This window comes from Microbacterium sp. bgisy189 (assembly GCF_057707225.1).
This window is the reverse complement of the sequence record NZ_JBYIPT010000010.1, coordinates 53,370-77,817: the sequence shown is the minus strand read 5'-3', so window position 1 is coordinate 77,817 and position 24,448 is coordinate 53,370. Positions and strand designations below refer to the sequence as shown.

At 68.9% G+C, this 24,448-nt stretch carries 27 protein-coding genes and 2 tRNA genes; 17 read left to right on the top strand and 12 right to left on the bottom strand.

Annotated features, from left to right (window positions below; all coding sequences use genetic code 11):
• Positions 1-2 precede the first annotated feature (2 nt).
• The gene (mnmA, locus tag AC3ENX_RS12525) at positions 3-1,094 is read left to right on the top strand and encodes a tRNA 2-thiouridine(34) synthase MnmA (protein ID WP_434812208.1); all 1,092 of its coding nucleotides are present in this window, start codon (positions 3-5) and stop codon (positions 1,092-1,094) included.
• 28 nt (positions 1,095-1,122) lie between these two features.
• Positions 1,123-3,429, top strand: a complete 2,307-nt coding sequence (gene ligA, locus AC3ENX_RS12520; protein ID WP_434812207.1) for an NAD-dependent DNA ligase LigA — start codon at positions 1,123-1,125, stop codon at positions 3,427-3,429.
• Between the two features lie 19 nt (positions 3,430-3,448).
• Here the strand turns inward: ligA and AC3ENX_RS12515 are convergent, their stop codons facing one another.
• Positions 3,449-5,146, bottom strand: a complete 1,698-nt coding sequence (locus tag AC3ENX_RS12515) for a long-chain-fatty-acid--CoA ligase (protein WP_434812206.1) — start codon at positions 5,144-5,146, stop codon at positions 3,449-3,451.
• 57 nt (positions 5,147-5,203) lie between these two features.
• On the opposite strand from AC3ENX_RS12515, the gene gatC reads away from it, so the two are divergent.
• The 7 genes from gatC to AC3ENX_RS12480 are packed head-to-tail and all read left to right on the top strand — an operon-like array spanning position 5,204 to position 11,438.
• Positions 5,204-5,503, top strand: a complete 300-nt coding sequence (gatC, locus tag AC3ENX_RS12510) for an Asp-tRNA(Asn)/Glu-tRNA(Gln) amidotransferase subunit GatC (protein WP_434812205.1) — start codon at positions 5,204-5,206, stop codon at positions 5,501-5,503.
• The gene (gene gatA / locus AC3ENX_RS12505; protein WP_434812204.1) at positions 5,500-7,011 is read left to right on the top strand and encodes an Asp-tRNA(Asn)/Glu-tRNA(Gln) amidotransferase subunit GatA; all 1,512 of its coding nucleotides are present in this window, start codon (positions 5,500-5,502) and stop codon (positions 7,009-7,011) included. The genes gatC and gatA overlap by 4 nt, the downstream gene beginning before the upstream one ends.
• Positions 7,011-8,528: an Asp-tRNA(Asn)/Glu-tRNA(Gln) amidotransferase subunit GatB gene (gatB, locus tag AC3ENX_RS12500; protein ID WP_434812203.1), complete on the top strand. Its 1,518-nt coding sequence runs from the start codon at positions 7,011-7,013 to the stop codon at positions 8,526-8,528. The genes gatA and gatB overlap by 1 nt, the downstream gene beginning before the upstream one ends.
• Before the next feature lie 25 nt (positions 8,529-8,553).
• A complete protein-coding gene (hemQ, locus tag AC3ENX_RS12495) occupies positions 8,554-9,222 on the top strand; it encodes a hydrogen peroxide-dependent heme synthase (protein ID WP_434812202.1) in 669 nt (222 codons plus the stop codon).
• A 42-nt stretch (positions 9,223-9,264) separates the two neighbouring features.
• The gene (dinB, locus tag AC3ENX_RS12490; RefSeq protein ID WP_434812201.1) at positions 9,265-10,518 is read left to right on the top strand and encodes a DNA polymerase IV; all 1,254 of its coding nucleotides are present in this window, start codon (positions 9,265-9,267) and stop codon (positions 10,516-10,518) included.
• Between the two features lie 37 nt (positions 10,519-10,555).
• The gene (locus AC3ENX_RS12485; protein ID WP_434812200.1) at positions 10,556-10,876 is read left to right on the top strand and encodes a hypothetical protein; all 321 of its coding nucleotides are present in this window, start codon (positions 10,556-10,558) and stop codon (positions 10,874-10,876) included.
• Positions 10,860-11,438: a nucleoside/nucleotide kinase family protein gene (locus AC3ENX_RS12480; protein WP_434812199.1), complete on the top strand. Its 579-nt coding sequence runs from the start codon at positions 10,860-10,862 to the stop codon at positions 11,436-11,438. The genes AC3ENX_RS12485 and AC3ENX_RS12480 overlap by 17 nt, the downstream gene beginning before the upstream one ends.
• Positions 11,439-11,453: 15 nt before the next feature.
• Here the strand turns inward: AC3ENX_RS12480 and AC3ENX_RS12475 are convergent, their stop codons facing one another.
• The 5 genes from AC3ENX_RS12475 to orn all read right to left on the bottom strand — a co-directional run bounded on the left by AC3ENX_RS12475 (position 11,454) and on the right by orn (position 13,338).
• On the bottom strand, positions 11,454-11,945 hold the full coding sequence (locus AC3ENX_RS12475) for a DUF2017 family protein (protein WP_434812198.1): 492 nt from the start codon (positions 11,943-11,945) through the stop codon (positions 11,454-11,456).
• Complete coding sequence (gene clpS, locus AC3ENX_RS12470) at positions 11,942-12,232, bottom strand: ATP-dependent Clp protease adapter ClpS (protein ID WP_434812197.1); 291 nt, start codon at positions 12,230-12,232, stop codon at positions 11,942-11,944. Before clpS ends, AC3ENX_RS12475 begins: the two co-directional genes overlap by 4 nt.
• The gene (locus AC3ENX_RS12465) at positions 12,229-12,579 is read right to left on the bottom strand and encodes a metallopeptidase family protein (protein ID WP_434812196.1); all 351 of its coding nucleotides are present in this window, start codon (positions 12,577-12,579) and stop codon (positions 12,229-12,231) included. Before AC3ENX_RS12465 ends, clpS begins: the two co-directional genes overlap by 4 nt.
• Positions 12,580-12,604: 25 nt before the next feature.
• A tRNA-His gene (locus AC3ENX_RS12460) sits at positions 12,605-12,680 on the bottom strand.
• Between the two features lie 34 nt (positions 12,681-12,714).
• Entirely contained in the window at positions 12,715-13,338 is a 624-nt protein-coding gene (gene orn / locus AC3ENX_RS12455; RefSeq protein ID WP_434812195.1) for an oligoribonuclease, read from the bottom strand.
• Between the two features lie 77 nt (positions 13,339-13,415).
• On the opposite strand from orn, the gene AC3ENX_RS12450 reads away from it, so the two are divergent.
• Positions 13,416-13,491 (top strand) — tRNA-Arg (locus tag AC3ENX_RS12450).
• 74 nt (positions 13,492-13,565) lie between these two features.
• Positions 13,566-13,781 (top strand): methyltransferase, encoded by a 216-nt coding sequence (locus AC3ENX_RS12445; RefSeq protein ID WP_434812194.1) that lies wholly within the window; start codon positions 13,566-13,568, stop codon positions 13,779-13,781.
• 10 nt (positions 13,782-13,791) lie between these two features.
• Here the strand turns inward: AC3ENX_RS12445 and yczE are convergent, their stop codons facing one another.
• Positions 13,792-14,406, bottom strand: a complete 615-nt coding sequence (gene yczE, locus AC3ENX_RS12440) for a membrane protein YczE (protein ID WP_434812193.1) — start codon at positions 14,404-14,406, stop codon at positions 13,792-13,794.
• 62 nt (positions 14,407-14,468) lie between these two features.
• On the opposite strand from yczE, the gene yczR reads away from it, so the two are divergent.
• Positions 14,469-15,884: a MocR-like transcription factor YczR gene (yczR, locus tag AC3ENX_RS12435; RefSeq protein ID WP_434812192.1), complete on the top strand. Its 1,416-nt coding sequence runs from the start codon at positions 14,469-14,471 to the stop codon at positions 15,882-15,884.
• Between the two features lies 1 nt (position 15,885).
• On the opposite strand, the gene AC3ENX_RS12430 is transcribed toward yczR, so the two are convergent.
• A complete protein-coding gene (locus AC3ENX_RS12430; protein ID WP_434812191.1) occupies positions 15,886-16,131 on the bottom strand; it encodes a hypothetical protein in 246 nt (81 codons plus the stop codon).
• 238 nt (positions 16,132-16,369) lie between these two features.
• Between AC3ENX_RS12430 and AC3ENX_RS12425 the strand changes: the two genes are divergently transcribed.
• The 4 genes from AC3ENX_RS12425 to AC3ENX_RS12410 are packed head-to-tail and all read left to right on the top strand — an operon-like array spanning position 16,370 to position 19,565.
• Positions 16,370-16,864: a single-stranded DNA-binding protein gene (locus AC3ENX_RS12425; protein WP_434812190.1), complete on the top strand. Its 495-nt coding sequence runs from the start codon at positions 16,370-16,372 to the stop codon at positions 16,862-16,864.
• A 46-nt stretch (positions 16,865-16,910) separates the two neighbouring features.
• Positions 16,911-17,372, top strand: a complete 462-nt coding sequence (locus AC3ENX_RS12420) for a DUF6993 domain-containing protein (RefSeq protein ID WP_434812189.1) — start codon at positions 16,911-16,913, stop codon at positions 17,370-17,372.
• Positions 17,373-17,410: 38 nt separating this feature from the next.
• Entirely contained in the window at positions 17,411-19,090 is a 1,680-nt protein-coding gene (gene ettA, locus AC3ENX_RS12415) for an energy-dependent translational throttle protein EttA (RefSeq protein ID WP_434812188.1), read from the top strand.
• The gene (locus tag AC3ENX_RS12410; RefSeq protein ID WP_434812187.1) at positions 19,083-19,565 is read left to right on the top strand and encodes an acyl-CoA thioesterase; all 483 of its coding nucleotides are present in this window, start codon (positions 19,083-19,085) and stop codon (positions 19,563-19,565) included. The genes ettA and AC3ENX_RS12410 overlap by 8 nt, the downstream gene beginning before the upstream one ends.
• A gap of 16 nt (positions 19,566-19,581) precedes the next feature.
• Here the strand turns inward: AC3ENX_RS12410 and AC3ENX_RS12405 are convergent, their stop codons facing one another.
• Complete coding sequence (locus AC3ENX_RS12405) at positions 19,582-20,454, bottom strand: acyl-CoA thioesterase (RefSeq protein WP_434812186.1); 873 nt, start codon at positions 20,452-20,454, stop codon at positions 19,582-19,584.
• A 43-nt stretch (positions 20,455-20,497) separates the two neighbouring features.
• Here AC3ENX_RS12405 and AC3ENX_RS12400 point away from each other — a divergent pair, with 43 nt between their 5' ends.
• Positions 20,498-21,160, top strand: coding sequence for a DUF8185 domain-containing protein (locus tag AC3ENX_RS12400; RefSeq protein WP_434812185.1), 663 nt, complete (start codon positions 20,498-20,500; stop codon positions 21,158-21,160).
• A gap of 6 nt (positions 21,161-21,166) precedes the next feature.
• Here AC3ENX_RS12400 and AC3ENX_RS12395 read toward each other — a convergent pair whose 3' ends face one another.
• The 3 genes from AC3ENX_RS12395 to AC3ENX_RS12385 are packed head-to-tail and all read right to left on the bottom strand — an operon-like array spanning position 21,167 to position 24,386.
• Positions 21,167-22,840 (bottom strand): FAD-binding dehydrogenase, encoded by a 1,674-nt coding sequence (locus AC3ENX_RS12395; RefSeq protein WP_434812184.1) that lies wholly within the window; start codon positions 22,838-22,840, stop codon positions 21,167-21,169.
• Positions 22,837-23,316 (bottom strand): globin, encoded by a 480-nt coding sequence (locus AC3ENX_RS12390; protein ID WP_434812183.1) that lies wholly within the window; start codon positions 23,314-23,316, stop codon positions 22,837-22,839. The genes AC3ENX_RS12395 and AC3ENX_RS12390 overlap by 4 nt, the downstream gene beginning before the upstream one ends.
• Entirely contained in the window at positions 23,313-24,386 is a 1,074-nt protein-coding gene (locus tag AC3ENX_RS12385; RefSeq protein ID WP_434812182.1) for a mechanosensitive ion channel family protein, read from the bottom strand. The genes AC3ENX_RS12390 and AC3ENX_RS12385 overlap by 4 nt, the downstream gene beginning before the upstream one ends.
• Positions 24,387-24,448 lie beyond the last annotated feature (62 nt).

Here is a 24,448-nt window from a genome sequence, read left to right as displayed (position 1 = left end):
CCATGCGGATTCTGGCAGCGATGAGCGGCGGCGTCGATTCAGCCGTCGCGGCCGCCCGAGCCGTCGAAGCCGGGCATGACGTCGTCGGCGTCCACCTCGCGCTCTCTCGCGCCGGCGGCACGCTTCGCACGGGCAGCCGCGGGTGCTGCACCATCGAAGATGCGATGGATGCCCGGCGGGCGGCGGATCTGCTCGGCATCCCGTTCTACGTGTGGGACTTCTCCGAGCGGTTCCGCGACGACGTCATCGACGATTTCGTCGCCGAGTACCGCGCGGGCCGTACGCCGAACCCATGCATGCGCTGCAACGAGAAGATCAAGTTCGCGGCGCTCCTCGAACGCGCGCTCGAACTGGGCTTCGACGCGGTGTGCACGGGGCACTACGCCACGCTCGTCGACGGCGTTGCGGGGCGAGAGCTGCACCGCGCCAGCGACGAAGCCAAAGACCAGTCGTACGTGCTGGGGGTGCTCACCGCCGAGCAGCTCGCGCACACCTACTTTCCGCTCGGCTCGACGCCGTCGAAGGCGGTCGTGCGCGCCGAGGCTGCACAGCGTGGGCTGACGGTCGCGCAGAAGCCCGACAGCCACGACATCTGCTTCATCCCCGACGGCGACACCCGCGGCTGGCTCGCTGAGAAGGTCGGCGCGGAACGCGGTGAGATCCTCGATCGCGACGGCGCTGTCGTCGGGTCGCACGAGGGCGCGCACGCGTTCACCGTGGGGCAACGCCGCGGTCTGCAGTTGGGCGTTCCCGCGGCCGACGGCAAGCCGCGCTTCGTGCTCGAGGTGCGCCCTGTCAGCAACACCGTCGTCGTCGGCCCCAAAGAGGCGCTCGCAACGGCCGAGATCGCGGGGGAGCGGTACTCGTGGGCGGGCCGCGCACCCGGCGGCGATGCATTCACGTGCCATGTGCAGATCCGTGCCCACGCCGAGCCGGTACCCGCTGTGGCCGTGCTCGACGATCGTGGGATCACGGTTCGACCCGACGAGCCGTTCGACGGCGTCGCTCCGGGACAGACCGCCGTGCTGTACGACGGGACCCGGGTCATCGGCCAGTTCACGGTCGACCGCACCCGCTCGGCTGTACCGGTCTGATGTCGCAGGCCCGTCCTACACTGGCCGAGTGACCGACACCGAGCTGGATGCGCCCGCCACACTCGCCGAGGCCCGTGATGAAGCTGCCGAGCTGACCGAACGGATCCTCGGTGCGCGCGAGGCCTACTACGGCCGCGACGCGGAAGTGGTCGACGACACGACGTACGACGGGTGGATGCATCGGCTCGAAGCACTCGAGCGTGCCTACCCCGAACTGTCGGGGCAGGACTCGCCCACGCAGACGGTCGGGGCCGCCGAATCGACGATGTTCGCCCCCGTCGAGCACGCCGAGCGCATGCTGAGTCTCGACAATGTCTTCAGTGCAGACGAACTCGCCGAATGGTGCGAGAAGACGCGGAACGCAGCCGGGCGCCCGGTGCGGTGGCTCACCGAGTTGAAGATCGACGGGCTCGCCATCAGCCTGCGTTACGAGCACGGGGTGCTCACCTCTGCCGCCACGCGCGGTGATGGGCGAACCGGTGAAGATGTCACGGTCAACGCCCTGCGCGTCGCCGGCATCCCGCAGCGACTGAGCGGAACCGGCCACCCGGCGCTTGTAGAAGTGCGCGGCGAAGTGTTCATCCCCGTCGCCGCGTTCGACGAACTCAACGCACTGCAGGCGCGGATGCGCGAGCGGGTGTCGACCGAAGCCCTCGACCGCGGCATCGAAGCTGAGAAGGCCGAGCGCAGCGCTGCCCGACGGTTTCCCGCGTTCGCCAACCCGCGCAACGCGGCCTCCGGAGGGCTGCGCCAGCAGCTCGACAAGAAGCAGGGACTCGAGCGCGAAGCCGGTCAGGCGCGCCTGGACTCCCTCCGTCTCTTCGTGCACGGCATCGGCGCGTGGCCCGACCCGCCCGTCGCCTCGCAGAGCGAGGTCTACGGCGTCCTGGCCGAGTGGGGGCTGCCGACGAGTCCGACCTTCCGCACCGCTGACGATGTCGACGGCGTCCGGGAGTTCGTCGAGTACTACGGCGCGCACCGACACGATGTCGAACATGAGATCGACGGCGTCGTCGTGAAAGTCGACGAGCTCGAACTGCACGACGAGCTCGGCGCGACCAGCCGCGCGCCGCGCTGGGCCATTGCATACAAGTACCCGCCGGAGCAGGTGAACACGAAACTGCTCGACATCGTGGTCTCGGTCGGCCGCACCGGCCGGGCGACACCGTTCGCCGTGATGGCGCCGGCACGTGTCGCGGGCAGCGTCGTCCGGCAGGCGACCCTGCACAATCAGGATGTCGTCAAAGCCAAGGGCGTGCTCATCGGCGACACGATCGTCTTGCGCAAGGCGGGCGACGTCATCCCTGAAGTGCTCGGACCGGTCGTCGAACTGCGCGACGGGACCGAGCGCGCCTTCGTCATGCCGACCGCGTGTCCGGACTGCGGCGCGACGCTCGCGCCGGCCAAGGAGGGCGACGTCGACCTCCGCTGCCCGAACACGCGAACCTGTCCGGCGCAGGTTCGGGGTCGTGTCGAGCACATCGGCTCGCGCGGAGCGCTCGACATCGAAGCGCTCGGCGAGGTCACTGCAGCTGCCCTCACCCAACCCTCCCACCCGGCGCTGCCCCCGCTCGCGACCGAAGCGGGCCTGTTCGAACTCACCGTCGATCAACTCGTGCCGATCGAGGTGATCGTCCGCGACGCGGAGACGGGGCTGCCGAAGGAGGACGAGCAGGGCGTCGTGAAAACGCGTGCGCCCTTTCGTCGGAACGCCTCGTCGGCGGAGAAGAAGGACGGGATCACGGCGCCGCAGCCATCGGCGCAGGCGCTCACGCTCATCGACGAACTCGAGAAGGCGAAGACGAAGGACCTCTGGCGCTTCCTCGTCGCATTGAACATCCGTCACGTCGGGCCTGTCGCAGCCCGGGCGCTCGCGGGGTGGTTCGGATCGATCGCCGCGATCCGCGCAGCCGCGCGGGACGAGCTCGCCGCCGTCGACGGTGTCGGCGGCATCATCGCCGATTCGCTGATCGACTGGTTCACCGTGGATTGGCATCGAGAGATCGTCGACCGCTGGCAGGCGGCGGGTGCTCGTCTCGAGATCCCGGGCCACGCGGGGCCGGGTGCTGCCGCTGTCGTCGGGGGCGTGCTCGAAGGCGTCACCGTGGTCGCGACGGGCACCCTCGAAGGGTTCACCCGCGAGGGTGCACAGGAAGCGATCCTCGCGGCAGGCGGCAAGGCCGCCTCGAGCGTTTCGAAGAAGACCGACTTCGTCGCGGCCGGACCCGGCGCCGGCTCGAAGCTCGCGAAAGCCGAGCAACTCGGAGTCCGGATCATCGACGCCGCGCAGTTCGCGATCCTCGTGACGCAGGGGCCCGCCGCGCTCGACGCCTGAGCCGGAGGGGGAGCGGCGCTCAGTCCTCCTCGGTGAGCAGGCGCTCCTTGACCTGGCGCCGCAGCACCTTCCCGATGAGATTGCGCGGCAGTTCGTCGATGACGATGATCCTGCGCGGCACCTTGTAGGGCGTGAGGTGGTCACGACAGAACGTCCGCAGCGCCTCGGTATCGATCTCGCTCACACCATCCGCCAGGACGATCGCTGCGACGACATCCTCGCCGGAGTGGTCACTCGGGAGTCCGACGACGGCGACATCCTCGACCTGTGGGTGCTGCCTCAGCGCGTGCTCGACCTCGGTGGGGGCGACATTGAAGCCGCCGGTGATGATGAGCTCTTTGATGCGGTCGACGATGCGCACGAATCCGCGCTCGTCGATCGTGACGATGTCGCCGGTGCGGAACCAGTCGTCGACGAACACCGCTGCCGTCTCGTCCGGACGACCGTAGTAGCCAGAGAACACCTGCGGCCCGCGGACGAGGAGTTCGCCGCGGTCACCGGGCGCGACATCGATAGCGGGATCGTCCGGGTCGACGACACGGCACTCGGTGTCCGGCAGGGGGAGGCCGACCGTGCCGGGCACGCGTCCTTCTGCAACGGGATTCACCATGAGCACAGGGGAGCACTCGGACAGTCCGTAGCCCTCCACCAGATACCCGCCACTGGCGGCTTCGAACGGCACCACCAGTTCGTGCGGCAGTGCCATCGCGCCCGAGACGGCGATGCGCGTACCCTTCAGCGACACGCCGCTGCGCTCCGATTCCTCGAGCAGCCGCGCCGCGATCGGCGGCACGACCGGCAGGATCGTCGCGGGATGCCTGCGCGTCGCGGCGAGCACCATCGCCGGGTCGAACCGGGGGAACAGCACGAGACGCGCACCGAGCGACATCGCGAAGGTGAGACACAGGGTCAGTCCGTAGGCGTGGAACATCGGCAGCACCGCGAACACGACGCAGCCCTCGCCCCGCTTGACCTCCGGGGTCCATACCTGAGCCTGACGCGCGTTCGCGAGCAGGTTGCGGTGGGTGAGCATCGCCCCTTTGGGGGTGCCGGTCGTCCCGCTGGTGTACTGGATCACGGCGAGGTCGTCCGTCTGCGGTTGCGGCAGGAGGGCTGACACGCGTTCGCCGTGCAGGAGTTCCTCCCACCGCACCGTGCCGCTCACCGCGCAGGTGAGCGCGGCACGCCCCTCGCGGGCTTTCCGAATGGGCAGCCGCAGCGTGAACTGCATACGCCGCGGAAGGCTGTGCACGATGTCGACCGAGATGAGCGTCTGCACCCGCAGCGATTCGGGGAGTCCTTGAATCGGTTCCACGACGTTGTTCCACACGATCGCCGTCCGCGCTCGATGGTCGCTGAACTGTTTCGCGAATTCATCGGGCGTGTACAGCGGGTTGTGTTCGACGACGACCGCGCCCAGTCGCAGCACGGCATAGAAGGCGACGATGTGCTGCGGGCAGTTCGGCAGCACGATCGCGACCGGATCACCAGCGCGAACGCCCGCACGGTACAGACCGCCCGCTACGTGCGCGATCGCATCGGCGAGTTCGCGGTACGACGTCTCGCGACCGAAGAATTCGAGCGCGGGTGCGGCGGGGAAATCCCGCGCCGACGCGGTGACGAGGTCGAGCAGGTTGCCGTCGATGCGCCCGAGCTCTTCCGGTACTCCCGGCGCGTAGCTGGCGGTCCAGGGACGGGGCGGAACGAAGCTGGTCACCGAAACAGCCTACGCCCGGGGCGGAGCGGCTCCGACGGCGCACCTAGACTGGAAGGCGTGTCTGAAATCACCCCTGATCTCGTACGCCATCTCGGTGTGCTCGCCCGGATTCAGCTGAGCGATGAGGAGGTCACGCGTCTGACCGATCAGCTCGGCGTGATCGTCGACAACATCGCGAAGGTCTCCGAGGTGGCGACGCCGGATGTCGCGGCCACGAGCCACCCGATCCCGATGCAGAACGTGTTCCGCGAGGACGTCGTGGGCGACATGCTCACGGTCGACGAGGTGCTGCAGAACGCGCCGGATGCCGCAGACGGCCGGTTCCGCGTCACCGCGATCCTGGGGGAGGAGCAGTGAGCGACATCATTCGCAGCAGTGCATCGGATCTCGCGGCGGCACTGCGCGCAGGCGAGCTGAGCAGCGTCGAGGCCACGCAGGCGCACCTCTATCGCATCGCCGCCGTCGACGGCGACGTGCATGCGTTCCTGCACGTCAGCGACCACGCCCTGGAGGTCGCGGCAGACATCGATCGCCGCCGTGCAGCCGGAGAGCAGCTGGGCGAATTGGCGGGTGTGCCGCTGGCGATCAAGGACGTGCTGGTCACGACCGACATGCCGTCGACGAGCGGCTCGAAGATCCTCGAGGGCTACATGTCGCCCTACGACGCGACGGTCGTGGCGCGTTCGCGCGCGGCCGGGCTCGTTCCGCTCGGCAAGACGAACATGGACGAGTTCGCGATGGGTTCGTCCACCGAGCATTCCGCGTACGGACCCACGCGCAACCCGTGGGACCTCGACCGCATCCCCGGCGGCTCCGGCGGCGGCTCCGCTGCGGCGGTGGCGGCGTTCGAGGCGCCATTGGCGCTCGGCTCCGACACGGGCGGCTCGATCCGCCAGCCCGCGCACGTGACCGGCACGGTCGGCATGAAGCCCACGTACGGCGGCGTCAGCCGGTACGGCGCGATCGCACTGGCATCCAGCCTCGACCAGGTCGGCCCCGTCACCCGCACGGTGCTCGACTCCGCGCTGCTGCACGACGTCATCGGCGGACACGACCCGCACGACGCGACCTCGCTCGAGGGCGACTGGCCGTCGTTCGCGGATGCCGCACGGGACGGCGCCCGCGGCGACGTGCTCAAGGGGCTGCGCGTCGGCGTCATCTCCGAGCTTCCCGACAGCGGCTTCCAGCCGGGTGTGTCGGCCTCGTTCCGCGCAGCGCTCGACCTGCTGCAGGCGCACGGCGCCGAGATCGTGGACATCAGCGCTCCGCACTTCGAATACGGCGTCGCGGCGTACTACCTGATCCTCCCGGCCGAGGCCTCCAGCAACCTGGCCAAGTTCGACTCCGTGCGATTCGGGCTGCGCGTCGACGTGCCCGGCGGCACGGTCGAAGACGTCATGGCCGCCACCCGGGACGCCGGCTTCGGTGACGAGGTCAAGCGCCGCATCATCCTGGGCACGTACGCCCTGTCGGCGGGCTACTACGACGCCTATTACGGGTCGGCTCAGAAGGTGCGCACGCTCATCCAGCAGGACTTCGCGAACGCGTTCGCATCGGTCGACGTCATCGCGACACCGTCGGCGCCGACGACCGCGTTCCGACTGGGGGAGAAGATCGACGACCCCCTGCAGATGTACCTCAACGACGTCACGACGATCCCTGCAAACCTCGCCGGCGTGCCGGGCATCTCGGTCCCGTCGGGGCTCAGCGACGACGACGGTCTGCCCGTCGGCATCCAGTTTCTGGCCCCTGCCCGAGAGGATGCCCGCCTGTACCGCGTGGGCGCCGCGCTCGAGGCGCTGCTGATCGATCGTTGGGGCGGGCCGCTGCTGGACCGTGCACCGCTGTTGGGAGGGGACCGCTGATGGCCAAGGTCGCATTGATGGACTTCGACGAGGCGCTCGAGCGTTTCGAGCCGGTGCTCGGGTTCGAGATCCACGTCGAACTGAACACGGAGACGAAGATGTTCTCGGCGGCGGGCAACCCGGCCAACGAGAAGCACCACGGCGCCGCTCCGAACACCCTGGTCGCGCCGGTCGACATGGGACTGCCCGGTTCGCTCCCGGTGGTCAACGAAGAAGCCGTGCGCTCCTCGATCCGCCTGGGGCTCGCGCTCGGCTGCTCGATCGCGCCGTCGAGCCGCTTCGCGCGGAAGAACTACTTCTATCCCGACCTCGGGAAGAACTATCAGATCTCGCAGTACGACGAGCCGATCGCGTTCGAGGGGTCGGTCGAGATCGAACTCGACGGCGGCGACCTCGTCACGATCCCGATCGAGCGCGCGCACATGGAGGAGGATGCCGGCAAGCTCACCCACATGGGCGGCTCGACCGGCCGCATCCAGGGTGCGGAGTATTCCCTCGTCGATTACAACCGTGCCGGAGTGCCCCTCGTGGAGATCGTCACGAAGCCCATCTTCGGCGCCGAACACCGCGCGCCCGAGATCGCGAAGGCCTACATCGCGACGATCCGTGACATCGTGCGCGCCCTCGGCATTTCGGAGGCCCGCATGGAGCGCGGCAATCTCCGCTGCGACGCGAACGTCTCCCTGCGTCCCCGGGGGCAGGAGAAGCTCGGCACCCGCACCGAGACGAAGAACGTGAACTCGATGCGTTCGGTCGAGCGCGCCGTGCGGTACGAGATCCAGCGGCAGGCCGCGATCCTCGCAGACGGCGGGACCATCACGCAGGAGACGCGTCACTGGCACGAGGACACCGGCACCACGTCGCCGGGCCGTCCGAAGTCCGATGCCGACGACTACCGCTACTTCCCCGAGCCCGATCTGCTTCCGGTCGCACCGGCGGACGAGCTCGTCGAGCAGCTGCGCGGCACGCTTCCCGAGCCGCCCGCCGCGCACCGTCGGCGACTCAAGGTGGAGTGGGGGTTCACCGACCTCGAGTTCCAGGACGTCGTCAACGGTGGGCTGCTGGCCGAGGTCGAGGCGACCATCGCGGCCGGTGCCTCCCCCGCCTCGGCGCGCAAGTGGTGGACCGGTGAGCTCACCCGAGTCGCGAACGCCCAGGGCACCGAGCCTGCCGCACTCGTCGAACCGGCCGCCGTCGCCGAACTGCAGCAGCTCGTCGACGCGGGCACCCTCACCGACAAGCTCGCCCGCCAGGTGCTCGAAGGCATGATCGCAGGCGAGGGCTCGCCGCAGCAGATCGTCGACGCGCGCGGCCTCGCGGTCGTCTCTGACGACGGTGCCCTCATCGCGGCGATCGACGAGGCGCTTTCGGCGCAACCGGACGTGCTCGAGAAGATCCGCGACGGCAAGGTGCAGGCGGCTGGCGCCGTCATCGGCGCCGTCATGAAGGCCATGCGCGGGCAGGCCGACGCCGCCCGCGTGCGCGAGCTCGTGCTCGAGCGCGCCGCCGCGTCTTGACGCTTCGCCCGACCGAGAGGACAACATGAGCGAGCAGCATCCGCCCGTCGACCACAGTGCGATCGCCGATTCCGTCAACGCGTCGATCGCATACACGATGTACGCGGTCTTCCAAGGCGCTCCCACAGACGCCGACACGCTCCGTGCGGGGTTCGCGGGACTCGACGGGCTCACGATCCGCGGATGGTACGACGTCGCCGGCTTCCGAGCCGATGCCGACTTCATGGTCTGGTGGTGGGCGCCCGACACCGAGACGCTGCAGGCGGCGTATCGACTGCTCGCATCCGATCCGGGAGTCGCACCGGTGTGGTCGAACGTCGGAGTGCACCGCCCGGCGGAATTCAACCGCGGACACGTGCCGGCTTTCCTCGCCGGTGACGAGCCGAAGGGCTACATCTGCGTCTACCCCTTCGTCCGCAGCTACGAGTGGTACCTGCTCTCCGATGAGGAGCGGGGCGAACTGCTCCGCGAGCACGGTGCGGCGGCACGTGACTACCGTGATGTGCTCGCCAACACCGTGGCGTCGTTCGCCCTCGGCGACTACGAGTGGCTGCTGGCCTTCGAAGCCGACGAACTGGTGCGCATCGTCGATCTGATGCGCGATCTGCGCGCGACCGGCGCCCGCCGCCATGTGCGCGAAGAGGTGCCGTTCTTCACAGGACCGCGCGTCGAGCTCGAAGACCTCTCCGCCTGAGCGCGACTGCGCGATGTCGGTGGCTTCACCGACAATGGATGCATGGGACGCGGTGACGGGACGGGACGCATTGTCTCGGCCGACGGCGCTGACGACAGCGGCACACGCATCCTCCACGTGGACATGGACGCGTTCTACGCGTCGGTCGCCGTGCTGGATGATCCCTCGCTCGCGGGCAAACCCATCATCATCGGCGCACCCGACGCGCGCTCCGTGGTCTCGAGCGCGTCCTACGAGGCGCGACGGTTCGGTGTGCGCGCCGCGATGCCCGTCGGGCAGGCACTCCGGTTGTGTCCGAGCGCGGTCGTCGTCGCTCCTGCCTTCGAACGGTACGTCGAGCTCTCCCGCCGCGTCATGGACGTCTTCCGTGAGATCACGCCGCTCGTCGAGCCGCTGTCGATCGACGAAGCATTCCTCGACGTGTCCGGCGCCGGTCGCCTGTGGGGGTCGCCCGGGCACATCGCGAAGATGGTCCGCAAGAAGGTCGCAGATCAGACCGGGCTGACGTGCTCGGTGGGGGTCGCGGCCACCAAGCACGTCGCGAAGATGGCATCGACGCTCGCCAAGCCGGATGGCCTGCTGATCGTGGCTGAGCACGACACGCAGGCGTTTCTGGCGGCACGTTCGGTCCGCGCGCTGTGGGGTGTCGGGCCGAAGGCCTCTGAGGCACTCGAATCGCGCGGTATCCGAACGGTCGCCGACGTGCTCGAAACGCCGCGCGACGTGTTGGACCGGGTGCTCGGCACAGCGATGGGGGAGCGGATCTGGCACCTCTCACGCGGCCGCGATGCCAGACAGGTGGAGACCGCGCGCATCGAGAAGAGCATCGGACACGAAGAGACGTTCCACCACGACGTCGACGACGACGCGGTCCTGCACACGGAACTCCGCCGGCTCGCCGACCGGGTCGCGAGCAGACTGCGCGCGGGAGGCGTCGAAGCCTCGGTCGTCGCGATCAAGGTGCGAACGTCCGACTTCACAACACTGAGTCGATCGCAGACGCTGGCAGAACCGACCGACGTCGGCCACCGACTCGGGGTCGCCGCCATCGACCTGTACGGCCGCGTCGAGCGGACGCTGCCGGTGCGCCTGATCGGTGTCCGCGCCGAGCGGCTCGCCGCGCGTGGCGGCGGGGCGCTCGCACTGTGGGACGACGATGCGGACTGGCGCAGGATCGATGAGGCGCTCGACGGTGCACACCTGCGGTTCGGCAGCGCGGCCGTGACGCGAGCGAGCACGCTTGGGCCTCGCAGAGATCTCGGCGCGTTGCCGACGAACCCGAGAGACCCCGGCTGACCTCGCAGTGGACTCGCGTCCGGGGTACGGTGGGCACATGCCCAATCTCGCACTCGATCTCGGCAAGCAGGCGGCGTCGTTCGGCGTCACGAGCGTCTATGGAGAGCCGCAGGATGTCGGGGGAGTCACGTTGATCCCCGTCGCGGTGTCCTGGTCCGGTTTCGGCGCCGGCGAAGACGGCACCAGCGGCAGCGGTGGCGGCGGGGGTGGCGCGGCAATTCCTGTGGGTGCCTACATCCGCAAGGGTGACGACCTGCGCTTCGAGCCGAACCTCATCTCGCTCGTGGCCGTCGGCATCCCCTTCGTGTGGGTCGCCGGCCGGATGCTCAGTCGCATCATCCGTGCCCTCAAGCGCTGACCCCGTCTCGGCGGCGCTCGGCATCGCGCTCGAGGAACTCGTCGACAGGGTCGCCCGGTCGACCGACGTCGCGCCGGTCGTCATCATCGATGGCCGTTCGGGGTCTGGAAAGACCACGCTCGCGAACGCATTGCGCGCGCGCTGGCCGCTCCCGGCCGGTGCCGACGTGCTCTCGCTCGATTCGATCTACCCGGGGTGGGACGGCCTGCGTGCAGGCTCCGAGTACCTGGAATCGCACGTCCTGACGCCCCGTCGAGAGGGGCGACGGGCAACGTGGCGACGGTGGGACTGGCCCGCTGACCGTCGCGCAGAGGCGCACGACGTGGATCCCGACCGCGGCCTGATCGTCGAAGGGGCCGGCGCGTTGACCGGTCGCACCGCACCCGGCTCGTCGGTGCGCGTCTGGATCGAGTCGCCTGCCGATTCGCGTCGGGATCGCGCCCTTCGGCGTGACGGCGATGCGTATCGCCCGCACTGGGAGCGATGGGCGCGTCAGGAGGACGCGCATGTGGACGCGGAACGGCCGCGCGATCTCGCGTCGGTCGTCATCGACGTTCCCTGAACGCCCTGCGGGTTTTCAGGCCTCCAGCGCCTGCACGAGCCCCTCCAGGCGGAAGCCGATCCATTCATATACCCCGAAACGCGGGTCGTCATGGTCGTGCTCGTCCTCATCGACGATGCCGAGCCGGGTGGCGATGACCAGCCGCAACGCGCTCAGCGTCCGCATCCAGGCGAGGGCGGATTCGGGGGAGAGGACAACGGCGTGCGCGGAGGTCGCCGCATCGTCGGGGAGATCGGCCGGGTCGGGCAGAACGCCCTCTTCGCGCAGCGAATCAAGGACCACTGCCACGTCGGCGGTGCGGCGGGCGAGCAGGTCGTCCTGCGTGAGTCGGCGGAATTCGTCGGCCGACGCCGCGTCCTCATACGCGGCGGGCACGAGTCTGGCCACCGCCGGATCGTCCTGGGGCGATGCGGTCGCGTCCAACAGGTCGCCGAATTGCGCGACGAGGTCACCCAGGTGGGCGGCCTCGATGCGGGTGAGTTCCAGCACGATCGTCTGCGCAGTCATTTCGGAGCCTCTCTCACCGTCGCCCAGAGTCCGTAGTCGTGCATCGCCTGCACGTGCAGTTCCATCTGCTCCCGTGCGCCTTCCGCAACGACGGCGTGACCGTCATGATGCACGCGAAGCATGAGCGACTGCGCCCGATCCGCCGTGAACCCGAAGTACGTCCTGAACACGTGTGCGACGTAGCTCATGAGATTGACCGGGTCGTTCCAGACCACGGTCTGCCAGGGGCCGGCCGTCCTGGCGCGCACGTCGAGGTCGAGGTCTTCGAGGGGGAGGGCGGTGCTCATGCCCAGCCCAGTTCGTGCAGGCGTGCGTCATCGATGCCGTAGAAGTGCGCGATCTCATGCACCAGCGTCGTGTGCACTTCATCGCGGAGCGCCGCTTCGTCGTCGCACGTGTCGAGGTGCGGTTCGCGGTAGACGATGATGCGATCGGGCAGTTCTCCGAGGCCGTACCGGTCGCGCTCGGTGAGCGCGAGCCCGTCGTACAGCCCCAGCAGATCGAGACTGCCGTCCTCGGGGCGGTCTTCGACGACGAAGATCACGTTGTCGAGGCCCTCGATCATCTCGTCCGGCAGTTGGTCGAGTTCGTCCGAGACGAGCGACTCGAACGCATCCGCATCCATCTCGATCATCGCCACGCCTCGTCGAGGAAATACATGGGGTGAGTAACGGGACTTGAACCCGCGACCCCCTGGACCACAACCAGGTGCTCTACCGACTGAGCTATACCCACCATGCGCCCATCACTGGGCAACCACACAAGTGTATTACAGCTCTGACGAGAACGACGACACAGCCGAGGCCGCCGCTTCGCGTGCCGCCTCGGTGGTCGGCCCCGGCTCAGCGACGAAGACCGCTTGCCGGTAGTAGGCCAGCTCACGGATCGACTCGCGGATATCGGCGAGGGCACGGTGCCCACCATCCTTCGACGGTGCGTTGAAATACGCGCGCGGGTACCAGCGGCGCGAGAGTTCTTTGATGCTCGAGACGTCGACGTTGCGGTAGTGCAGCCAGCGGTCGACGCGGGGCATGAATCGCGCCAGGAACATGCGGTCGGTGCCGATCGTGTTGCCCGCGAGCGGGGCTTTGCCCTCCGGCACGAATCGCTGGATGTACTCCAGTGACTGGAATTCCGCGTCGGCGAGACTCACACCGTGCGGGATCTCGTCGAGCAGTCCCGAGCTCGCGTGCATGTTCCTGACGAACGCGTTCATGTGCTCGAGGGCCGAGTCGTCGGGCCGGATGACGACCTGGAACCCAGGATCGAGGATGTTCAGCTCGAAGTCGGTGACGACGATCGCGATCTCCACGAGTTCATCGACTGCGAGATCCAGTCCGGTCATCTCGCAGTCGATCCACACGAGTCGATCTGCCTCCGCTGCACCTGCCATACGCACGATCCTAGCGAGCGGCCCCGACGTTCCAGGGCGCCGAGGTCGGGTGCACCCGAGCGCTACGCTGGACGCACGCCCCCGTAGCTCAGTGGATAGAGCGGCGGCCTTCTAATCCGCGGGTCACAGGTTCGAATCCTGTCGGGGGCACCACGGCTTTTTCGACTCCGCTCTGGTGCACGACCCCGTACGGGCGTAGCGTCAGGCGTGTCGGAAGGAGTTCCACCATGAGCACCACATCATCGGCATCCACGCTCTGGGTCGCGTATGCGAGCGAGGGCAACGTCGTCGGCACGATCCGCAAGGCCGACGATTCCTACACGGTCACGATGGCGGGGGCGGAAGACGCCCTCGGCAGCTACCCGACGATGGAGATCGCCAAGAACGCGCTGCACGCGCATATGCGGCCCGGTTCGGACCGGCCGCAGTTCCGGGAGCACTGATCCGGCCGCATCACGGCGCGACCGGCTCGCGCAGTGAGCGACGGCGCGGCTCGCGCTGAGAGTCGAGCAGAGGCACCGCGATGTGCACGAGCGGGCCGATGAGCGCAGCGAACAGCACGGTGCCGACGCCGACCGTGCCGCCCAGCAGCCACCCGGCCACCAGCACACTTGCTTCGACGCCGAGCCTGCATGCCCACAGCGGCCAGCCGAATCGCCCGTTGAGGCCGGTCATGAGGCCATCTCGAGGGCCAGGACCCAGTCGGGCGCCGATGTACAGCCCGGAGGCCCCAGCGACCAGCACGAGCCCCGCAAGGAAGACGACGACGCCCCACGCCCACCCCTCCACCGCGGGCACGACTGCGATGGTCGCCTGCATCGACGTCCCCACCAGCAGGATGTTGGCGACCGTGCCGATGCCGGGCCGCTGACGCAGCGGGATCCACAGGAGCAGCACGAGGAATCCGACGATGTTGGTGATCCACCCGATGCCGACGCCGGTCTGGATCGACAGGCCCTGCGCGAACACGGTCCACGGATCCAGGCCGATGCCGGCCTGCACCATGACCCCGCAGCCCGCGCCGAAGAGCACGAGACCGATAACGAGGCGGACGAGTCGATTGAGCATGTGGCCATTCAAGCGCAGAATTGGCATGTCACGACCAGTCCAATCGCGATACGGTGGCCGACATGGATTCACGGATCTCGGCACGGGTGCTGACCAAGGCCCTCGGCGGGTGGCGCACTCGCGAACCCGCGTATGAGGCGCTGGCGGACGGCATCCGTCTGCTGTGCCTCGACGGGCGCGTCGCCGCAGCCACCGCGCTGCCGGCGGAGCGGGAACTTGCGACGGCGCTGGGGCTGAGCCGAACGACGGTCGCCACCGCGTACCGCAGCCTGCGCGAGACCGGCCACATCACGAGCCTTCGCGGCTCGGGGAGCATCACACAGCCGGTCGGACGACGACCACCGGGGCGCGTCGACGCATCACCGGGCGCCATCGACCTGCAGCAGGCCAGCCCATCCGCGTGGCCGGGGCTCGCCGGGATCATCGCCGAAGTCGCCGCTGACGCCGCAGCGCTGGTCGCGCGGCCCGGCTACGACCTCACCGGCGATCCCGATCTGCGCCGGGCGATCGCCGACCGCTACACCGAGCGCGGCCTCGCCACGACGGCCGAGCAGATCCTGGTGACTGCCGGCGCCCAGGCCGGTATCGATCTTGTCGCCGATACGCTCCTGCGTCGCGGCGACCGGGCGGTCATCGAGACACCCACCTACCCGCACGCGGCGGAGTCGCTGCGCGCGGCCGGGGCTCGACTCGTCGGCGTCCCGGTCTCGTGCGAGGACGGCTGGGACCTGGACCGCGCTGTCCAGGCGTTCGAGCGCTCGGCACCGGCGATGGCCTACCTCATGCCGGCATTCCAGAATCCCACCGGACGGACGATGACCGATGCGGAGCAGGTGCGGATCAGCGTTGCGGCGGCACGGGCCGGCGCCGTCGTGGTCGTGGATGACACCACCGCCGAGCTCGCCCTGGATGACGCAGCGCGACCCGACCTCACCCTGCCGTCCGCCGAGGTTCGAATCGGGTCGCTCGGCAAGATCGTGTGGGGCGGCCTGCGCATCGGCTGGGTGCGCACCGACCCCGAGACGATCCGGCTGCTCGTCGCGGCACGGCCGCGCCGTGATCTGGGCACGCCGGACTTCGAGCAGGCCGTCGCCGCGCGCCTGTTGCGTCGGATGCCGGAGATCCTCGTCCAGCGCGCCGGTCTGCTGCGCGACGGTCGGGACGCGCTTGCTGCGGCACTGCGAACGCGGCTGCCGGAATGGCAGATCCCCGATGTCGACGGCGGTGTGGCACTGTGGGTCGGCCTCGACGCGCCGTTGAGCGGACCGCTCGTGCTGGCGGCGCGCGACGAGGGGATCTATCTGTCTGCCGGTGGACGGTTCGGCATAGACGGCGGACATGAGGCACGTCTGCGCGTGCCGTTCACGGCACCGCCTGCCGACCTGACGCGTGCCGTGGAGGTGCTCGCCGAGCTGTGGCCCGACATCCGCGCGCGTGCCCCGCGAGTCGAGGTCGACATGTTGGACGCCGTGGTCTGAGTCAGTTCCGCAGTGCGGCGATCGCTTCGTCGACGCTCCAGAACTCTCCCACCAGCACGAAGCCGCCGGCCGCGGCGTTGAACCGCTTGGCGCGTACGCGCGTGCCGCCCGGCACGGGTCGCAGCTGCACGTGCCCGACGATGCGACCGCCGGGATCTACGACGCGCCATGTGTCGTCCGTGACGGCGACGAACCGGATGCCGCTTCCGACGACGCTCGTGCGCGGCCCGAACGTGTGTGTCTGCATCGTTCCTCCGATCTCGCCGTCGACGTCCGTATGCCCCTCACGATACGGAGGACCCCCGACATTCCGGATCGCATCGCCTCCTCCCCAATGACCCGGACCCGCGGGTTCTCCACGGATCCGCCGTCTCGGCGCCATCCCACGCGTACCGGACGCTTCACTGAGAGTGCTTCGGCGCCCGGCGGGCACCCGGGCGTCGAAGCAGCCCGAGGATGGGCCTCGGGAGGAGATGGAGGATCTCATGACTGACCGCATCACGATCGTCGGCACGATCGGCACCGACCCTGAGCGCCGTCGCAACGTCGACGGCTCGCCGATCGCCAACTTCCGGTTGGCGAGTACTCGGAGCAAGCTCGATCGTCGCACCGGCGAATGGATCGATTCGGGCACGAGTTGGTACTCGGTCTCCGCATACCGGGCGCTGGGGGAGCACGCCCTCGAATCGCTTCGCAAGGGCGAACGGGTCATCGTCACCGGCCGCCTTTCGGTGCGCGACTGGGAGTCGGGAGACAAGCGCGGCACGGCGGTCGACGTCGACGCCGAGGCACTCGGTCACGACTTGCTCTGGGGAACCACCACCTTTCAGCGCTCGACCGAACGCCGCACCGCGGACGTCGCGGCTTCGCCGGAGGGCTCAGAGGAGCCTGACGCTCCGGGTGATGGCGCGCTCGAGGCTCCGGCCCCCACGGCGACGTCCTCCCAGGACTGGGCGCCGGCCGTCGCGACGCCGTTCTGACGCACGGGTTGCGTGCAGCGGCGCGCGGGCGCCGTACACTCGGTGCGTGCGCCCGCTGCGAACCGTGCTCCCCGTTCTCGCGGCGGCGGTCATGACGCTGTGCGTCGCCTGCGCTCCGCAGACCGGTCCGCCCGCACAGACCACGGCGTCGACGCCGGCGCCCACGCCGACTGCGCTCGCACTCGATCCGGGCGGCGACGCGCGGGCGAACCTCGCGTTCTTTGCCGCGACGGTCGACGATGTGTGGTCCGACACCCGAAGTGTCGCTTCTTCCGACTATGTCACCGCACTCGTCGGCGTCGGCTTCGACATCGCGGCGATGGAGCGCACGGCGGACGCGACGACCGTCGGCAATCCCGCTGACAGCGTCCAGTTCTCGGTGCTGTGGGAGGGGGAGTGCCTGGTGGGTCAGGTGGGCCCGTCCATCGCACGACCCGTCGCAGTGGTCTTGCCCGAATTGCCCGAGGGCGGCTGTCTCGTCGGGAACACCCCCGCCGTCGACGGGTGAACGGGCAGGGCACGACGCACGCGTAGACTTGGTCCGTTATGGCTGAGTACATCTACTCCATGGTCCGTGCCCGCAAAGCTGTGGGCGAGAAGCTGATCCTCGACGACGTCACGATGGCGTTCCTGCCGGGCGCCAAGATCGGCATGGTCGGTCCGAACGGTGCCGGCAAGTCGACGATCCTCAAGATCATGGCGGGTCTCGACACCCCGTCGAACGGTGAGGCGAAGCTCAGCCCCGGCTTCACGGTCGGCATCCTGATGCAGGAGCCCGAACTCGACGAGTCGAAGAACGTGCTGGAGAACATCCAGGAGGGCGTCGCGATCAAGGCGAAGCTCGACCGCTTCAACGAGATCTCCGCGCTCATGAGCGATCCGGACGCCGACTTCGACGCGCTGCTCGCCGAGATGGGAACCCTTCAGGAAGAGATCGACGCGGCCGACGCGTGGGACCTCGACTCCCAGCTCGAGCAGGCCATGGACGCACTGCGCACCCCGCCCGGCGACGCCGAGATCGCGAACCTCTCCGGTGGTGAGAAGCGACGCGTCGCGCTCGCGAAGCTCCTGCTGCAGAAGCCCGACCTGCTGCTGCTGGACGAGCCGACCAACCACCTCGACGCCGAGAGTGTGCTCTGGCTCGAACAGCACCTGCAGAAGTACCCCGGCGCGGTGATCGCCATCACCCACGACCGATACTTCCTCGACAACGTGGCCGAGTGGATCGCCGAGGTCGACCGCGGTCGGCTCATCGGCTACGAGGGCAACTACTCGACCTACCTCGAGAAGAAGCGCGAACGGCTCGCGATTCAGGGCAAGAAGGATGCCAAGCTCGCCAAGCGCCTCGCTGAAGAACTCGAGTGGGTCCGGTCCAACGCGAAGGGGCGTCAGGCGAAGTCGAAGGCGCGACTGGCGCGCTACGAGGAGATGGCGAACGAGGCGGAGCGCACGCGCAAGCTCGACTTCGAAGAGATCCAGATCCCGCCGGGCCCGCGCCTGGGCAACGTCGTGATCGAGGCGAAGAAGCTGCAGAAGGGCTTCGACGGGCGCTCGCTCATCGACGGGCTGAGCTTCAGCCTGCCGCCGAACGGCATCGTCGGCGTCATCGGCCCCAACGGCGTCGGCAAGACGACCCTGTTCAAGACGATCGTGGGCCTCGAGCCCCTCGACGGCGGCAACCTGAAGATCGGCGAAACGGTCAAGATCAGCTACGTCGACCAGTCGCGCGCGAACATCGACCCCAACAAGACGCTGTGGGAGGTCGTCAGCGACGGCCTCGACATCATGATGGTCGGCAAGACCGAGATCCCGTCCCGCGCATACGTGTCGAAGTTCGGCTTCAAGGGCCCGGACCAGCAGAAGAAGGCGGGTGTCCTCTCCGGCGGTGAGCGCAACCGCCTGAACCTCGCACTCACGCTCAAGGAGGGCGGCAATCTGCTGCTTCTCGACGAGCCGACCAACGACCTCGACGTCGAAACGCTCTCGAGCCTCGAGAACGCACTGCTCGAGTTCCCCGGTTGTGCCGTGGTCATCACGCACGACCGGTGGTTCCTCGACCGCATCGCGACGCACATCCTCGCCTACGAAGGCACCGCCGACAACCCCGACCAGTGGTACTGGTTCGAAGGCAACTTCGAGGCGTACGAGGCCAACAAGATCGAACGCCTGGGTGCCGACGCGGCGAACCCCGCCAAGTCGACCTACCGCAAACTCACCCGTGACTGACACCCGGCGGCTGCACGTCCCCATCCACTTGCGGTGGGGCGACCTCGACGCGTTCAACCACGTGAACAACACGTCGATGCTGAAGCTCCTCGAAGAGGCGCGCGTGCGGGTGTTCTGGGTGCCGGAGGTGGGCGAAGACGCGCCGGCGACGGCGGTGATCGAGTCGGGTATCGAGGCGGGCGTCCTGACGCTCATCGCCCGGCAGGAGATCGAGTACCTCGCCCCGGTGCCGTACCGTCGGGCGCCGCTCGACGTGCAGCTGTGGTTCAGCAAGCTCGGTGGATCGTCGATCGAGGTCTGCTACGAGGTGTTCAGCCCCGAAAGCGACCCGCACCAGCAGCTGTACGCGCGCGCCACGACGGTGGTCGTGATGGTGGATGCCGCCACCGGGCGCCCCATGCGCCTGACCGACGAGATGCGCAGCGCGTGGGAGCCGTATCTGGGCGAGCCGGTCGTCTACGGTCATCGCAGGTGAGCGCGGCCACGGGTCCTCACTCGGCGTCGGGCACCCTGATCATGATCTCCTGCGCGACAGTCGCGACCAGCACGCCCTCCCGGGTGTAGATCCGGCCGGTCGCAAGTCCCCGTCCGGCGCGCGCGCTGGGCGATTCCTGCACGTACAGCAGCCACTCGTCCACACGCGCCGGTCGGTGCCACCACATGGCGTGATCCAGGCTCGCGACCTTCAATCCCGGCAGGCTCCACGACACACCGTGGGCGCGCAGCACGGACTCCTGGATCGTCATGTCGCTCATGTAGGCGAGCACGGCGCGGTGCAGCTCGGGCGCATCGGGGATGGCGCGGCGGGTCCGCATCCAGACGGCCTGCCGCGGCGTGTGCGGACCCTCCACGCGCTCGTAGACGGGCGACGGCACGTGTCGCAGTTCGACGGGGCGCGCCGCCAGCAGGCGTCGGCTCAGCGGGTGCTCGAGGTGCGCTTCGGCATCGTCGACGTCGTCGGGGCCGGGAATGCCGCCGGGCATCGGTTCTTGATGGTCGAGTCCGTCGTCTTCGCGTTCGAACGACGCGATCATTGAGAAGATCGGAACGCCGTCCTGAAAGGCCTGCGTGCGTCGGGTCGCGAACGAGCGCCCGTCGTGGATGCGGTCGACGCTGAACGTGATGCCCTCGCTCGCGTCACCCGGCCGGAGGAAGTACCCGTGCATCGAGTGCGGCACCCGGTCATCGGGGATCGTGCGCTCCGCGGCGATGACCGCCTGCGCGAGCACCTGGCCGCCGAAGACGCGTCCGGTCGGCATGTGGTGGGACGCTCCCGTGAAGATGTCCTCGGTCGTGCGCGCGCCGCTCGCCGACAGGTCGAGCACCGACAGCATGTTCGCGACCGGGTCGCCCTGTTCCGTCACACCGTCTCCGTCCGTGCTGGCCTGTCTCGATAGTCTAGGTGTGATGAGTCAGCGCATTCCGTTCCCCGATGCCCGTGCCGCGGCCGATGCCCTGACCTTCGCGAGTCGCGCCGCGCGACTGAGTGATGGAGCCGTGCGCTTGCGCGCCGACGGGGGCGTGCTTGCGATGTCCGCCGCCGCACTCGCACCGACTTCACTCCTCGACGGCACGCCGACGGTGATCGGCATGCGGATGCTGCCGGTCGACCCCGAATTGGTCTGCGATCTCACCGTCGACGGCTCGTCGCTGGTCATCGGCGACCAGACCGACCTCGTCCTGCCCGAAACCGCAATGACCGCCCCGTGGGCGGGGATCGCGCCGCCGCGCGGCGGGTGGGAGCCGGCCGGCGGCCTCGGCGCCGACGTGCTCGCCGCGCGCGCACAGTGGGGGATCACCGCGGTCACAGAAGGGCTGCCCGCCCAGCCGGGCGAGGAGATCGTGCACACCGTCCGTGCTGCGGTCTGGGGGATCGCCGACGACGAGCTCGCCGGGTTGCCGCGCGGCGTCGCGTTCGCGGCGCATGTGCTCGGATTCATCGGAGGATCGGAGACCGCGCAGGTCTACACCAGCGGGCCCTGGACCAGGATCTCGCTGCGTCGCGGCCACGTGCTCACGCGCACCCGCGTCCACACCGGTCTCACCGGGGTGCGCACCACCGGCGGCTGACGCGGCTCACACCGACGCCGCGGCCACTCGACCGGCCGTGCGGCCGCTGAACAGGCAGCCTCCGACGAACGTCCCCTCCAGCGCGCGGTACCCGTGCATACCGCCGCCACCGAACCCTGCCGCCTCACCGGCCGCGTACAGGCCCCGAATCGGTGTGCCGTCGACACCGAGCGCGCGGCCGTCGAGGTCGGTCTCGATGCCGCCGAGGGATTTGCGGGTGAGCACGTGGAGCTTCACCGCGATGAGCGGACCCGATGCCGCATCCAGCAGCCGATGCGGCGGCGTGGTCCGCACCAGGCGGTCGCCTCGATAGGCGCGCGCGGAGCGGAGCATCGCGATCTGCGCATCCTTCGTGAAGTCGTTGTCGATCTCGCGGTCGCGGGCCTCGACTTCGCGGCGCACGCGCGCACCGTCGAGCACATCGCCGCCGGGCAGCGCCCGCATCGCCTCGATGAGGGCGTCGAGATCGTCACGCACGATGAAGTCCTCGCCGTGGTCGAGGAACGCCTGCACCGGTCCCGCGGCCCCCTTGCCCAGACGCGACTTGACCAGGAGCGACACGTCCTTGCCGGTCAGATCGGGGTTCTGCTCGCTGCCCGACAGCGTGAACTCCTTCTCAACGATCCGCTGCGACAGCACGAACCAGGAGTGATCGTGGCCGGTGCGGCGGAGGTGTTCGAGGGTTCCGAGCGTGTCGAACCCGGGAAAGAGGGGAACGGGCAGGCGTGCACCGGTGGCATCGAGCCACACCGAGGACGGGCCGGGAAGAATGCGGATGCCGTGTTGCGGCCACACCGGATCCCAGTTGCGGATGCCCTCGACGTAGTGCCACATCCGATCACCGTTGATCAAGCGCGCCCCTGCGTCCGCGCATACCTGGTGCATCGACCCATCGACGTAGGCGGGCACGCCCGTGAGCATGCTGCTCGGGGGCGTGCCGAGACGGTCGGGCCACGCGGCACGCACGAGGTCGTGGTTGCCGCCGATACCGCCTGAGGAGACGATGACCGCCCCCGCCTCGATGCGGAACTCGCCCACCACCTCGCGAGTGGTCGCGATGCCTCGCGCCGCACCGGACGGCGCGAGCACGTCGCCTGCCGCGCCGACGACGACGCCGTCTGCGACCTCGAGCCGTGTGACGCGGTGGCGGGGGAGGATGCTGAGCCGCCCGGCGGCCTCAGCCGATTCGACGGCGCGGAGGAACGGTTCGACCAGCCCCGGCCCGGTGCCCCAGGTGATGTGGAATCGGGGGACTGAATTGCCGGGCCCGGTCGCCGTGTACCCGCCGCGCTCGGCCCACCCGACGACGGGGAAGAAGCCGACGCCCTTCTCGCGCAGCCACGCCCGCTTCTCCTGGTGCGCGAACTGCAGATACGCCTCCGCCCACCGCTTGGGCCAGGCATCGTCGTCGCGGTCGAACCCCGCCGTGTCGAACCAGTCGTGCCGTGCGAGGTCGAGCGAGTCGCGGATGCCCATTCGCCGCTGTTCGGGGGAGTCGATGAACAGCAGCCCCCCGAACGACCAGTGCGCCTGGCCGCCGATGTTCGTGCGCGGCTCCTGGTCGAGGATCGTCACGTGTCGACCGGCCTCGAGCGCCTCCGAAGCGGCGACGAGCCCCGCCAGCCCCCACCCGACCACGAGCACATCGGTGGTGGTCTGCGAGGAGGCGGCAGCATTCATTCGGACGACTCCTTCGTCGTGTCGGTCGGCGGCGTCTGCGGATGCAGCGGGAAGGCGGTCGACTGTGCACCGCGGGTCGGGCCGATCCCGGTCGGCTCGAACGTGTTCACCATCGCATACGCGGCCCGGTGCAGGTAGTCCCAGAGGGTGGCTTCATGGATGGGCGGGAGGGCCAGCTCATCCACGGCGGCCCGCATGTGCTGCAGCCAGCGATCGCGAGCGTCCGGGTTCACGTGGAACGGTGCGTGACGCATGCGCAGACGCGGATGCCCGCGCTGCTGGCTATAGGTCGACGGCCCACCCCAGTACTGCTCGAGGAAGAGGGTGAGTCGCTCCGCCGCCGGCCCGAGGTCGGCTTCGGGATACATCGGTCGCAGCACCTCGTCTTGGGCGACGCCGCGATAGAACGCGTCGACGAGCCGCACGAACGTGTCGTGGCCGCCGATCTCGTCGTAGAAGCTCGGCAGGTCGCTCACGCCGGGTCCTCCTCGTCGTCGGTGTCGGCTGTGGGCTTCGTGACGTCAGGCACGACGGGCGCGTCGGCGCGCTTCTTCGCCTTCCACACGCCCTTGGCGGGCGGCACCGGGGTCGGACGGGTCAACGGCGGGTTCGCCCCGCGCACCCGCTGCGCCGCCTCCTGGCCCGACAGCGTGATGGTGTTCAACTGTGGGAGGGTGAGTCCCATCTCATCGATCGCGTGCTTGAGTCGCATGCGCAGCTCACGGGCGACATCGTCCTTCGCGTTGGCCCGCGTCTTCATAACGAGGCGGATGACGAGGGCATCGCCGCTGATCGACTCGAGGCCCCAGACCTCGGGTTCTTCGATGATGCGAGTACGCCACTTCGGGGTCGCGGCGAGTTCTTTCGCTGCCGCGAGCAAGGTGTCTTCGACCTCGTCGACATCGGCATCCACCGGCACGGCGAGGTCGATGATGACGCGGGACCAGCCCTGCGACATGTTGCCGATGCGCGTGATCTCTCCGTTGCGCACGTACCAGAGGGTGCCGTTGACGTCCCTGACGTGGGTGATGCGCACGCTGACGTATTCGACGACGCCGGATGCGAGGCCGAGATCGACGACGTCGCCGATGCCGACCTGGTCTTCGGCGACGATGAAGATGCCGTTGAGCACGTCCTTCACGATGTTCTGGGCGCCGAAGCCGAGGCCCGCGCCGATCGCAGCCGACAGCAGCGCGAAAGAACCGAGTGCGCTGGGGGCGAGAACGTGCACGATCAACAGCACCGCGACGATCACGATCGCGACGTTGACGATGTTCTGCAGGATCGAGCCGAGCGTGCGAGTTCGCTGCACGAGCCGCATCGCCGCCAGTGGGGAGCGTTCGAGCGCTTGGGTGTCGTCGACGTTGGCGCGCGATTTGGCGCCCGAGACGATGCGGTCCACGACGCGCCTGATCACGAAGCGCAGCACCCACGCCAACACGATGGCGCCGACGATGATGCCGGCGACCGTCAACAGCGTGCCGCCGGCATCGAGCAGCCACGCGAGGATCGTCGGCCAGAGGCCCGTCATCCATGCGGTATTCATCGATCCGATCCTAACGAGCGCAGCGGTGATCGCGCGGGAGCGCACCCGCGCGATCACCCGAC